Below are 12,454 nucleotides of genomic sequence, written 5' to 3' on the forward strand. Positions count from 1 at the left end.
GCGACGCCGCACAGATGGACTACCACTCGCTCAACGCGATGCTGAACCTCTACGGCCCGAACGGAGAGATCCAGTTCGACAAGGACCGCGAGGCCGCTCGCGAGTTCTTCCTGCAGCACGTCAACCAGAACACGGTGTTCTTCCACACGCTCAAGGAGCGCCTCGACTACCTGGTCGAGAAGGAGTACTACGAGCAGGCCGTGCTCGACCAGTACTCGTTCGAGTTCATCCAGCAGCTCAACGACCTGGCGTACTCGAAGAAGTTCCGCTTCGCGACCTTCCTCGGCGCGTTCAAGTACTACACCTCGTACACGCTCAAGACGTTCGACGGGAAGCGCTACCTCGAGCGCTTCGAGGACCGCGTCGTGATGACCGCCCTCGGCCTCGCCCAGGGCGACGAGACGCTCGCGACCGCCCTCGTCGAGGAGATCGTCGCCGGCCGCTTCCAGCCCGCGACCCCGACCTTCCTCAACACCGGCAAGGCACAGCGCGGCGAGCTCGTCTCCTGCTTCCTGCTGCGCATCGAGGACAACATGGAGTCGATCGCCCGCGGCATCAACTCCGCGCTCCAGCTCTCCAAGCGCGGCGGCGGCGTCGCCCTCTCGCTCTCGAACATCCGCGAGGCCGGCGCCCCGATCAAGCAGATCGAGAACCAGTCCTCGGGCATCATCCCCGTGATGAAGCTCCTCGAGGACAGCTTCAGCTACGCCAACCAGCTCGGCGCGCGCCAGGGCGCGGGAGCGGTGTACCTCTCGGCGCACCACCCCGACATCCTCCGCTTCCTCGACACCAAGCGCGAGAACGCCGACGAGAAGATCCGCATCAAGACGCTCTCCCTCGGCGTCGTCGTGCCCGACATCACGTTCGAGCTCGCGAAGAACAACGAGGACATGTACCTCTTCTCGCCCTACGACGTCGAGCGCGTCTACGGCATCCCCTTCGGCGACATCTCCCTCTCGGAGAAGTACCGCGAGATGGTCGACGACCCGCGCATCAAGAAGACCAAGATCTCGGCGCGCGAGTTCTTCCAGACCATCGCCGAGATCCAGTTCGAGTCGGGCTACCCCTACATCGTGTTCGAGGACACGGTGAACCAGGCGAACCCGATCAAGGGCCGCATCAACATGTCCAACCTCTGCTCCGAGATCCTCCAGGTCAACACTCCGACGACCTACAACGAGGACCTCTCCTACGCGCAGATCGGCAAGGACATCTCCTGCAACCTCGGCTCGCTGAACATCGCGCTGACGATGGACTCGCCCGACTTCGGCCGCACCATCGAGACCGCGATCCGCGGCCTCACCTCGGTGTCCGACCAGTCGCACATCACCTCGGTCCGCTCGATCGAGGACGGCAACGACAAGTCGCACGCCATCGGCCTCGGCCAGATGAACCTGCACGGCTACCTCGCCCGCGAGCGGATCCACTACGGATCCGAGGAGGGCATCGACTTCACCAACATCTACTTCTACTCGGTGCTGTTCCACGCCCTGCGCGCCTCCAACAACCTCTCCATCGAGCGCGGCACCACCTTCGAGGGCTTCGCCGACTCGAAGTACGCCTCGGGCGAGTTCTTCGACACCTACACGGAGAAGGAGTGGGCGCCGGCCACCGAGCGCGTCTCCCGCCTCTTCGCCGACTCGGGCATCGCGGTCCCCACCCAGGACGACTGGCGTGCGCTCAAGGCCTCGGTCATGGAGCACGGCATCTACAACCAGAACCTGCAGGCCGTCCCGCCGACCGGCTCGATCTCGTACATCAACAACTCGACGTCCTCGATCCACCCGATCGCGTCGAAGATCGAGATCCGCAAGGAGGGCAAGCTCGGCCGCGTCTACTACCCGGCGCCGTTCATGACGAACGACAACCTGGAGTACTACCAGGACGCGTACGAGATCGGCTACGAGAAGATCATCGACACCTACGCCGCCGCCACGCAGCACGTCGACCAGGGCCTCTCGCTCACGCTCTTCTTCAAGGACACGGCGACCACCCGCGACGTCAACCGCGCCCAGATCTACGCCTGGCGCAAGGGCATCAAGACGATCTACTACATCCGCATCCGTCAGCTGGCGCTCGAGGGCACCGAGCTCGACCAGTGCGTCTCGTGCATGCTCTAGAGCACGCAGCCCCACCCCCCCCTCCGCACGACCCATCCGCAGCAGCGAGAAGGAATCATGACTCCCCCCGAGAAGCTCAAGCTCGTCGACTCCGTCCAGGCGATCAACTGGAACCGGATCCAGGACGACAAGGACGTCGAGGTGTGGAACCGCCTCACGAGCAACTTCTGGCTGCCCGAGAAGGTCCCGCTGTCGAACGACATCCAGTCGTGGAACACGCTCACGCACCAGGAGCAGCAGCTCACCATGCGCGTGTTCACCGGGCTCACCCTGCTCGACACCGTGCAGGGCACCGTCGGCGCCGTCTCGCTCATCCCGGACGCGATCACGCCTCACGAGGAGGCCGTCTACACGAACATCGCGTTCATGGAGTCGGTCCACGCCAAGTCGTACTCCTCGGTGTTCTCGACCCTGTCGAACACCCAGGACATCGACGAGGCCTTCCGCTGGTCGATGGAGAACCCGAACCTGCAGAAGAAGGCGTCCATCGTGATGGACTACTACCGCGGCGACGACCCGCTGAAGCGGAAGGTCGCCTCCACGCTGCTGGAGTCGTTCCTCTTCTACTCGGGCTTCTACCTGCCGATGTACTGGTCCTCGCGCGCCAAGCTCACCAACACGGCCGACCTCGTGCGCCTGATCATCCGCGACGAGGCCGTGCACGGCTACTACATCGGCTACAAGTTCCAGAAGGGACTCGAGCGGGTCGACCAGGCCAAGCGCGACGAGATCAAGGACTACACGTTCTCGCTGCTCTACGAGCTCTACGACAACGAGGCGCAGTACACGCAGGACCTCTACGACCAGCTCGGCCTGACCGAGGACGTCAAGAAGTTCCTGCACTACAACGCGAACAAGGCGCTGATGAACCTCGGCTACGAGCCGATGTTCCCCAAGCAGGTCACCGATGTGAACCCCGCGATCCTGTCGGCCCTCTCGCCCAACGCGGACGAGAACCACGACTTCTTCTCGGGCTCCGGCTCCTCCTACGTGATCGGCAAGGCCGTGAACACCGAGGACGAGGACTGGGACTTCTAGGCGTCGACACCACGTCCCGGCCTCCACGGCGAACGGCCCCTCCCCTCGCGGGTGAGGGGCCGTTCCTCGTCTCCGGGCGGCGGGCGGGCGCCGGGTCACCGCACCCGGCGAGGCGCCGCCCTGTCGCCGAGGCGCCGTCCTGTCGGCGGCGCCTCGCGCGGCACGTCGGTGTCTCGCGGAGCGGGGCCGGAGCGGCCGTCGTGCGCGCCTCAGAGGGCCAGGCGCATCAGCACCCGGGGGAAGCCGTCGAGCACGGAGCGCACCGCCGCCCAGCCGACCACTCCGCCGATTCACCACTCCATCGGATGAATCGCACCAGCACCCCCTGTTGGACGGCGCCCAGGCGGGGCGCCTAGCGTGGACGAGGTATCCATCGAAGGAGCACTCCCTGTGAAGCACGTCCCCCTCGGCACCTCCGGTGTCGACTCCCCGAACGTCGTCCTCGGCCTCATGCGCATCCCCGAGATGAGCGACGAGGCCATCCGCGGCCTCGTCGGCGCCGCCCGCGACTCCGGCATCGACTTCTTCGACCACGCCGACGTGTACGGCGGCGAGCTGCACCGCTGCGAGGAGCGCTTCGCCGAGGCGATGGCGCTCACCCCGTCGGAGCGCGAGCAGGTCGTCCTGCAGACCAAGGCGGGCATCGTCCCGGACGGCCCCTACTTCGACTTCTCGTACGAGCACCTGATCGCCTCGGTCGAGGGCTCGCTGAAGGCGCTGCGCACCGACTACGTCGACGTGCTGCTCCTGCACCGGCCCGACGCGCTCGTCGAGCCGGATGAGGTGGCCCGCGCGTTCGACGAGCTGCACGCGTCCGGCAAGGTGAAGCACTTCGGCGTCTCGAACCAGACGCCGTACCAGATCGAGCTGCTGAAGAAGTCGCTGAACCAGCCGATCGTGGCGAACCAGCTGCAGCTCTCGATCACCCATGCGCCGCTGATCGCGCAGGGCGTCGCCTCCAACATGGTCGGCGAGGACCAGTCCGTCATGCGCGACGCCGGCATCCTCGACTACTGCCGCCTGAACGACATCACCGTGCAGGCCTGGTCGCCCTTCCAGGCGGGGTTCTTCACGGGCGTCTTCCTCGACAACCCGGCCTATCCCGAGCTGAACGCCGTCATCGACCGGCTCGCAGCGACGTACGGGGTCCCGGCGATCGCCGTGGCCACCGCCTGGATCACCCGCCACCCGGCGGCTATGCAGGTCGTGCTCGGCACGACGAACGAGCAGCGCGTGCGCGATGCGGCCCTCGGCTCCGATCTGCCGCTCACGCGGCCGGAGTGGTATGAGCTGTTCCGCGCGGCGGGCTACCTCGTCCCCTAGAGCTCCCACCCCGGAGGAAATGCGCGTCGGCGCAGAGAGGCACGGACTCCCCGGAGTCCGTGCCTCTTCCCGTCCCCGCGGGACGCCGGTCGGAACGCCCGCCGCGACGCGACGCGTCGCGGACCGAAGCGGCATCTCGCGGGGGAGGGGCGGGAATAGGAACGGCACCCCTGCGTTGAACTTGAGCGTAACCGACTCAACTTCCTCAGGAGGACAGGTGCCCGACAACTACAGCGAGGCCGGAGCGAGCTCGTTCGACGACTTCCTCGCCCGCTACCTCGATGGTGAGCGCGCCCGCGCGGCGCGGTCGATCGACCTCAGCCGATTCCTCACCGCCCGTACCCGCGACATCCTGCAGTCCGCAGGACGCTTCGCCCTCGAGCGCGGCCAGACCGAGCTCGACGCCCTGCACGTGCTCCGCGTGCTCATCGACGACGAGACCGTCTCGCAGGCCGTGCGCCGCATCGGCGTCGACCCCGCCGCCATCGCCACCGCCGCGGAGGCGCGCCTCCCGCAGGCCGACGAGGCCCACGCCTCGCAGAACGCGGCCACCATCACCCCCAGCGCGCAACGCGCGCTGTTCCACGCCTACCAGGTCGCCCGCTCCAGCGGTTCGACCTACATCGAGCCCGAGCACCTCTTCTTCGCGCTCGTGCTCGGCCAGGACGCCCCCGCCGGGCAGGTCCTCGCCCGCGCCGGCGTCACCGCCGAGGCTCTCACCCAGGGCATGCGCGAGACCGAGGCCCCGCAGCAGCAGGAGGCGGGACAGCCCGCCTCCGACACTCCGATGCTCGACAAGTTCGGCACCGACCTCACCGCTCTCGCCCGCGAGGGCCGGCTCGACCCGGTCATCGGGCGCGCCGACGAGATCGAGCAGACCGTCGAGATCCTCAGCCGCCGCACCAAGAACAACCCGGTGCTCGTCGGCGAGGCCGGCGTCGGCAAGACCGCGATCGTCGAGGGCCTCGCCCGCGCGATCGTGGCGGAGGAGGTCCCCGAGCAGCTGCGCGGCAAGCGCGTGATCTCGCTCGACCTCCCCGGCATGCTGGCCGGCACCCGCTACCGCGGCGACTTCGAGGAGCGCCTCACCGGCACCATGGACGAGATCGCGGCGCACTCCGGCGAGCTGATCGTCTTCATCGACGAGGTCCACACCGTCGTCGGTGCGGGCGGCGGCGGCGAGGGCGGAATGGACGCAGGCAACATCCTCAAGCCGCGTCTGGCCCGAGGCGACCTGCACCTCGTCGGCGCCACCACGCTCAAGGAGTACCGCACCATCGAGAAGGACCCGGCACTGGAGCGGCGCTTCCAGCCGGTCCGCGTCGGCGAGCCCGGCATCGAGGACGCGGTCGCCATCCTGCACGGCCTGCGCCCCGCCTACGAGGAGCACCACCGCGTGCGCTTCACGGACGAGGCCCTGCGCGCCTCCGTCGAGCTCTCGGCCCGGTACCTCACCGACCGCGTGCTGCCCGACAAGGCGATCGACCTGATCGACCAGGCCGGCGCGCGCCTCCGCCTCCGCCTCGGAGCCGGCGTCGACACCGGAGCTCTGCTCGAGCGTCTGGCGACCCTGGAGGCCGACAAGAACGCGGCCGTCTCGGCCGAGCACTACGAGGAGGCGTCCCGCGTCCGCGACGAGATCAGCGCTGTGCAGGCGGAGCTCGACGCGGCCACCGGCAGCGCCCCCGCGGAGGCGGTCGTCGGCGAGACCGAGATCGCGGCCGTCATCGCCCGCGCCACCGGCATCCCGGTGTCGCGGCTCACAGAGGGGGAGCGCGAGCGCCTCGCGCACCTCGAGACCGAGCTGCACCAGCGGGTCATCGGCCAGGACGACGCGGTCACCGCGGTCGCGCGGGCCGTCCGCCGCAGCCGCACCGGCCTCGGCGACTCCTCGCGCCCGGTCGGCTCGTTCCTCTTCCTCGGCCCGACCGGTGTCGGCAAGACGGAGCTGGCGCGCACCCTCGCGGGCTCCCTCTTCGCCGATGAGCAGTCGGTCATCCGCTTCGACATGAGCGAGTTCGGCGAGCGTCACACGGTCTCGCGGCTGGTCGGCGCCCCTCCCGGGTACGTCGGCTACGACGAGGCCGGTCAGCTGACCGAGCGCGTGCGCCGGAACCCGTACTCGGTGGTCCTCTTCGACGAGATCGAGAAGGCGCACCCCGACGTGTTCAACCTGCTGCTGCAGGTGCTCGACGACGGGCGTCTGACCGACGGCCAGGGGCGGACGGTCGACTTCCGCAACACGGTGATCATCATGACCTCGAACCTCGGCTCGGAGTTCCTGGCCTCGCGGTCGGGTGCGCTCGGCTTCGTCGCTCAGAGCGACGCGTCGGCCGAGGGCTTCGCCTCGGAGAAGGACCTGCGCGATCGCGTCATGGGCCGGCTCCGCGAGGCGATGCGCCCCGAGTTCCTCAACCGGATCGACGAGATCGTCCTGTTCCGCCGCCTCGGCCGCGAGCAGCTGCGGGAGATCGTCGGCATCGTCCTCGACACCACGCGCTCCCGCCTCGCTCCCCGCGAGGTGACGCTCGAGGTGACGGAGGCGGCCGTCGACTGGCTCGCCGAGAACGGCTACGAGCCGCAGTACGGCGCCCGGCCCCTGCGCCGCCTCGTCCAGCGCTCCATCGACGACCGGATCGCGGACCTGTTCGTCAGCGGCGAGGTCTCCGACGGAGGCGCTGTCCGCGTCGACGCCGTCGGCGGCGAGCTGCTGGTGACCTCGGCCGCCGCCCTCCCGCTGGCCGCGTAGCCGGTCCCGCTCCGACCCCCGTCCCTCCTCCTCCCGCGAGACACCGCTCGTGACGACGGCACCGTCCGTCATCGTGAGCGGCGCCCGCAGAGGGGGAGGGGCGGGGGTCTTCGCGTCCCCACGGCTTGCCACAGCGGTCCCGGCGGGATAGACACGAGAGCACGAGAACCGGAGGCACGATGTCGAACCCGCGCTACTACGACCCCGTGGGCAAGGCGGTCCGGGCGCTGCTCGTGCTGAGCCTCGTCTGCTTCGCCCTGGCGGTGGGCATGTTCGCCCTCGACATCGTCATGCCCGGCACCATGACGGACGAGCGACGGCCCTGGGCCGAGGCCAGCGGGGCGCTCGCCTCGTTCGGCGTGCTGGCCCTCATCGTCTACTTCGCGACCGTCGCGATCGTCGGCGCGATCCGGGGCCGCGGGCAGTAGGCCCGGCTCCGACGCCGTCGTCCGACAGGAATGCGTCCGGCCCGCGGGATCCGAGGATCCTCGCGGGCCGGACGCGTTCTCGCGAGCCGTCAGGCGCCGGTCAGGGGCACTTCTTCGCGGTGATCGTCACCTTCAGCGTGGCGTCCGGAGCGACGGGGGAGCCGCCGGCCGGCTCCTGCCCGGTGACCTGGCCGGCGTCGGGCGCCTTCGGGTCCTCGGCGCAGGCGAGCGTGATCTTCGTGAAGCCGGCGGCGCCGAAGGCGTTCTTCGCGGCATCCAGATCCTGGCCCGTCACGTTCGGCACGGTCTTCTGGTTGCCGGAGCTGGTGAACACGGTGATCGCGGTGCCGCGCGGGGCCGAGCCCGACGGGTCGGCGCGGGTGACCGTCCCGACCGCGGCGTCGCTCGCCTCCGTGCCGCCCTGCACGACGCCGAAGCCGGCCGCCTCGAGCTTGGCCTCGGCGTCGGCGGAGGAGAGCCCGACGACATCCGGGATGTCGACCTTCGGGACGACCTGCAGCGAGCCGTCGGCCTCCGGGAACGCCGTCCCGCCGTACGTCGCGTCGGCGGCGCGCATGACGACCGGCCAGATGCGGTGGCGCGCGGTGGCGGCGGATCCGGAGTCGAAGGAGTAGCGGCCGAGGCGCAGGTTCGCGTCACCCTTCACGTTGAACACGCCGACGGCGGTCGCGACGCGGGTGCTCGCTCCGGTCATCCAGGTGGCCTTCGCGTCGTCGGTGGTGCCGGTCTTGCCGATCAGCGGAACGCCGTCGCCGGTGCGGGAGGCCACGGCCGTCCCTCCGCCGGTGAAGGTCGCCTGCAGCGCGACGGCCGCGGTGGCGGCGACGTTGCGGTCGATCGACTGGCGGCAGTTCGCCGGGGGCACCGGCTGGTCGGCTCCGGCGGAGTCGGTGATGCGGTCGATCGCGACGGGGTCGCAGGTCGTGCCGCCGGAGGCGATGGTGGCGAAGGCGCCGGCCATCGAGAGGGGCGAGACGTAGTTCGTGCCGAGCACCGACGACGGGTTGTGCTCGAGCTCCTCGCCGCTGCCCTGCTTCACGCCCATGTCGACCGCGGTGTCGCGGATGCCGCACAGGTCGAGCTCACGGGCCATGCCGACGAAGCCGGTGTTGAGGGAGGTCTTCGTGAAGGACACCGGGGTGCCGACCTCGCCGGTTCCGCCCTCGTCGTTCTTCGCGCTCGTCTCGTTGCTCGTGTCGGTGCCGCCGGAGACGCAGGAGTCCGTGAAGGTGCCCCAGGTGGACTTGCGCGTCCCGTCGACCGACTCGTTGATGCTGTGGCCCTCCTTCAGCCACTCCACCAGCGTGAAGAGCTTGTAGGTCGAGCCCGGCTGGATCCCGGAGGATCCGCCGTTGGCCCGATCGGTGCTGTAGTTCACGGCGCTGTAGGACGGGTCGGTCGTGAGGACGTCCGGATCCTGCGAGTACTTCTTGTTCTGCGTCATCGCGAGCACGCGCCCGGATCCGACCTCGACGCTGACCGAGACGGCTCCGACGTCGAAGTTCCAGGTCTGCGGGACCTGCGCGTCGACGGCGGCGACGGCCGCGTCCTGCAGGCCGACGTCGAGCGTCGTGTAGACGTCGAGGCCGCCGCGGCGGAAGTTGGTCCAGCGGGTGTCCTCGTCGGCGCCGAAGATCTCGTTGTTCTTCAGGACGTTGGTGACGTAGTCGCAGAAGAAGCCCGCGTTGCCCGCGGTCGAGCAGCCGGTGCTGGGCTGGGTGATGCGGGGCTCGATCGGAGTGGCGACGGCGGCGTCGTGGTCCTCCTGCGAGATCTTCCCCTCCTCGAGCATCTTGCCGATGATGTAGTCGCGGCGGTCCTTGTTGCGGGCGTAGCCGTTCGCGGCGCCGTTGTCCGGGTTGTCGGGCTGGTCGATTCGCAGGACGGCCGGGTTGTTGACGATCGCGATGAGGCTCGCGGCCTGGGCGATCGAGAGGTCCGCGGCCGAGGTCGCGTAGTAGTAGTTCGCGGCGGTCTCGAGGCCGTAGGTGGTGCCTCCGAAGAACGCGATGTTGAGGTAGCCCTGGAGGATCTGGTCCTTCGTGTACTGCTTCTCGAGGCCGATGGCGAGCTTCATCTCGCGGAGCTTCCGCTCGGGGGAGGTCCGGGTGGCCTCGTCGATCGCGGCCGCGCGCTCGGCGTCGTCCGAGATGTTGCGGACGGCCTTCTCGACGAGGACGTTCTTCACGTACTGCTGGGTGATCGAGGATCCGCCCTGCACGTCGTTGCCGAGCACGTAGGTCTGCGCGACGGCGCGGAGGGTGCCGGGGAGGTCGACTCCGCCGTGGTCGTAGAAGCGGGGGTCCTCACCCGAGACGGCGGCGTCCTTGGCGGCCTGGGCGATGCGGTCGAGCGGCACCTCGACGCGGTTCTCGACGTAGAAGGAGGCGAGCAGCTGCGGGCCGTCGGAGCCGGTCGCGTAGATGTTGCTCTTCTCGGAGAGCTTGTCGACCTCGAGGTAGTCGGGCAGGCCGTCGAAGACGCCGATCGACTGGTTCGCGGCGACTCCGGCGAGCGCCACGGCCGGGGTGACGGTGGCGGTCACGAGGACTCCGGCCACGACGCTCATGCCCAGGAAGCCCACGATCGCCTTGACCACACCACCGGTGGTCCTTCTGTCGGACGCCAAACCTTCTCCTTCGCGAATCCCCCCGGATGCTGCGACGACCGCGGCCGACGCCCTGCACGCTCCGTGCGGCAGGTCAACCTCGACAGACTAACCCGAGAGCCCCCGAAGACGAAGGCCCGGCCAGAGGCCTGAAAAGACCCTGACCGCCCCCGGGGGACGGCGTTCCCTAGGCTGTCGGCATGGCGAGCCCCTCCTCCGACCCTCGACCGGCCGACGCGACGACCCCGGAGGCCGCTCCGGTCGCTCCTCCGCAGGCCGTCCCCGCACCGCCCACGGGCGCCCTCTCTTACGCTCTCGGCTTCCTCGCGTTCATCGGGATCCCGTTCCTCAGCCTGATCGTGGGCGGCATCGTCATGGCCTCCGTGTACCCGTCCGCCCGGAGGAAGGGCGGGCTCGCCGCCGAGAACGCGCGGAACGCGGCGAACTGGGGCCTGACGGTGATCCTGATCGGGGTCGTGACGCTCGGCGCGCACGTCGTGCTGCTCTTCGCCGCCTCCGACACCCCGCTCGCGAAGGACTTCTATCCGATCGGCATCCCGATCACGCTGTTCGCCGTGCTCTGGCTGGTGCACTTCGTGCTGATCATCTGCGGACTGGTGAAGGCGAACCAGCGCGAGGTGTTCCGTCCGCGCATCGCGATCCCGTTCCTCCGCCCGCCCGCGGCCTGAGCTCAGGCGCCGACGGGCCAGAGGTAGTCGAGCCCCGACGGCGTGCCGGGGAACAGCGGGCCGTAGTGGTCCTCGTCCTTGGCCACGAGCTTCGAGCGGTGCGAGAGGTGCAGCCGCTCGTCGCCGAACCACGGCGGGAGCGGGTAGTCGCCGGTCAGGTAGGCGGCGAGATCCTCCGGGGCGGCGGCGAGGGCCTCCTCGGTCTTCACGAGGCACGTGTCGGCGAAGCCGCGCTCCGTCCACTCCGCGCAGGTCTCGCGCTGGTAGGTCATCAGCGCCGGTCGGTAGCCCCGCCACATCCGCGTGACGGGGTGGTTCTGCCAGCCGTACCCCGGGACGGTCAGCGCCCGCATGACCTGCAGCGTCTCGACGCGCTGCTTGCCGAGCCGCTTGCCGTCGAGGACACGGACGCTGCGGTGGAAGTCGGGGTAGGGGAGGAAGGTCTGCACGCCTCCCAGTCAACAGCGGCCCGTCTCCCTCCGGCCACCCTCCCGTCACGCCGATGTCGCCTGGCGTGCGTAGCGTCCGGGGCATGACCGGACTCCCCCTCCTCGCCACCGACGACGTGCAGCTGCGCTGGGCGCGGCCCGAGGTCCTCGACTCCGCCCGCCACCGGATGCTGCGCCTGCTCACCCTCGCCGAGCGCCTGCGCTACGAGGCGACGAGTCGACGCGAGGTCCGGGACGGCTTCCTCCTCGGCCGGGTCCTCGTGCGCGAGCTGGCTGCTGAGACGCTCGGGATCGATCCCCTCGAGGTCGCCGTGGACGCGCGCTGCGAGCGCTGCTCCGGACCGCACGGCCGCCCGGTGCTCCGCGGCGAGCACCCGGCGCTGGAGCGGATGCGGATCAGCATCGCGCACTGCGACGGCGCGGTGGTCGCGGCGCTGGCGACCGGACGCGACATCGGGATCGACGCGGTGCGCGCCCGCAGCGTCCGCGACCGCGTGGCGTCCGGGGCGACGACGGCGGAGCAGGTGCTCGCCGATCTGCGCTCGCAGGCGGTCGCGAAGGCCGACGGGCGCGGGACGTCGAGCGACGAGCCCGTCCGCTTCCGCACCAGGGAGGGCGCGACCGAGGCCTGGATCGAGGGCTCGAGCCGCTACTTCGCCGTCTCTGAGCCGACGGTCCACTCCGCGCTCGTCGTGGCGGTCGCGGTCGCTCAGGAGTGACCGCGGGGCGCGGTCCCCGGCCGTTGCGCTGGTCCGCGCCTAGGCGAACAGCGACAGCGTGATCGTCGAGCGGTAGGAGCCGGCCTCGACGTCCGGCTCGGCCAGCAGCCGCAGCTCGGCGTCGGCGCTCCAGGTGCCGGCCCCGCCGGCGGCTCCGAGCAGCAGCGCATCCTGCAGGCCCGCGCCGCCCTCGAGGGAGGAGGCGACCGGATCGCCCGCGACGGCGCCGGTGCCGGTGATCAGGCGCGGGGTCCAGCCGAGGTGGTCGGCTCCGATCGAGGCGCTCGGGCCGGTGAGGGCGCTCGCCGAG

General features: G+C 69.8%; 9 protein-coding genes and 1 pseudogene. 7 read left to right on the forward strand and 3 right to left on the reverse strand.

Annotation, left to right across the window (positions count from 1 at the left end; genetic code table 11):
* Window positions 1-14 precede the first annotated feature (14 nt).
* The 5 genes from nrdE (at window position 15) to C5C63_RS14870 (ending at window position 7,658) form a co-directional block, all read left to right on the forward strand.
* Complete coding sequence (nrdE, locus tag C5C63_RS14850; RefSeq protein ID WP_104234484.1) at window positions 15-2,120, forward strand: class 1b ribonucleoside-diphosphate reductase subunit alpha; 2,106 nt, start codon at window positions 15-17, stop codon at window positions 2,118-2,120.
* 57 nt (window positions 2,121-2,177) lie between these two features.
* Window positions 2,178-3,158, forward strand: coding sequence for a class 1b ribonucleoside-diphosphate reductase subunit beta (nrdF, locus tag C5C63_RS14855; RefSeq protein WP_104224358.1), 981 nt, complete (start codon window positions 2,178-2,180; stop codon window positions 3,156-3,158).
* Window positions 3,159-3,548: 390 nt separating this feature from the next.
* Complete coding sequence (locus C5C63_RS14860) at window positions 3,549-4,481, forward strand: aldo/keto reductase family oxidoreductase (protein ID WP_258060040.1); 933 nt, start codon at window positions 3,549-3,551, stop codon at window positions 4,479-4,481.
* A 217-nt stretch (window positions 4,482-4,698) separates the two neighbouring features.
* Complete coding sequence (locus C5C63_RS14865) at window positions 4,699-7,230, forward strand: ATP-dependent Clp protease ATP-binding subunit (RefSeq protein WP_104326354.1); 2,532 nt, start codon at window positions 4,699-4,701, stop codon at window positions 7,228-7,230.
* 179 nt (window positions 7,231-7,409) lie between these two features.
* Window positions 7,410-7,658, forward strand: coding sequence for a hypothetical protein (locus C5C63_RS14870; RefSeq protein WP_104224361.1), 249 nt, complete (start codon window positions 7,410-7,412; stop codon window positions 7,656-7,658).
* A 100-nt stretch (window positions 7,659-7,758) separates the two neighbouring features.
* On the opposite strand, the gene C5C63_RS14875 is transcribed toward C5C63_RS14870, so the two are convergent.
* Window positions 7,759-10,308, reverse strand: a complete 2,550-nt coding sequence (locus tag C5C63_RS14875) for a transglycosylase domain-containing protein (RefSeq protein WP_258065473.1) — start codon at window positions 10,306-10,308, stop codon at window positions 7,759-7,761.
* Between the two features lie 179 nt (window positions 10,309-10,487).
* On the opposite strand from C5C63_RS14875, the gene C5C63_RS14880 reads away from it, so the two are divergent.
* Entirely contained in the window at window positions 10,488-10,976 is a 489-nt protein-coding gene (locus tag C5C63_RS14880) for a DUF4870 domain-containing protein (protein WP_104234617.1), read from the forward strand.
* A gap of 2 nt (window positions 10,977-10,978) precedes the next feature.
* Here the strand turns inward: C5C63_RS14880 and C5C63_RS14885 are convergent, their stop codons facing one another.
* Complete coding sequence (locus C5C63_RS14885; protein WP_181110637.1) at window positions 10,979-11,425, reverse strand: MSMEG_6728 family protein; 447 nt, start codon at window positions 11,423-11,425, stop codon at window positions 10,979-10,981.
* Between the two features lie 83 nt (window positions 11,426-11,508).
* Here C5C63_RS14885 and C5C63_RS14890 point away from each other — a divergent pair, with 83 nt between their 5' ends.
* The gene (locus tag C5C63_RS14890) at window positions 11,509-12,144 is read left to right on the forward strand and encodes a 4'-phosphopantetheinyl transferase superfamily protein (RefSeq protein ID WP_104309716.1); all 636 of its coding nucleotides are present in this window, start codon (window positions 11,509-11,511) and stop codon (window positions 12,142-12,144) included.
* Window positions 12,145-12,183: 39 nt separating this feature from the next.
* On the opposite strand, the pseudogene C5C63_RS17170 reads toward C5C63_RS14890, so the two are convergent.
* Window positions 12,184-12,454 (reverse strand): annotated as a pseudogene (locus tag C5C63_RS17170) (hypothetical protein); the annotation flags it as partial.

The organism is Rathayibacter sp. AY1B8, assembly GCF_002932775.1.
GTDB lineage: Bacteria > Actinomycetota > Actinomycetes > Actinomycetales > Microbacteriaceae > Rathayibacter.

Coding starts and splice junctions, on each gene's coding strand:
- C5C63_RS14880 (WP_104234617.1), top strand. CDS start 10,488: ATGGCGAGCCCCTCCTCCGACCCTCGACCGGCCGACGCGACGACCCCG.
- nrdF (WP_104224358.1), top strand. CDS start 2,178: ATGACTCCCCCCGAGAAGCTCAAGCTCGTCGACTCCGTCCAGGCGATC.
- C5C63_RS14890 (WP_104309716.1), top strand. CDS start 11,509: ATGACCGGACTCCCCCTCCTCGCCACCGACGACGTGCAGCTGCGCTGG.
- nrdE (WP_104234484.1), top strand. CDS start 15: ATGGACTACCACTCGCTCAACGCGATGCTGAACCTCTACGGCCCGAAC.
- C5C63_RS14870 (WP_104224361.1), top strand. CDS start 7,410: ATGTCGAACCCGCGCTACTACGACCCCGTGGGCAAGGCGGTCCGGGCG.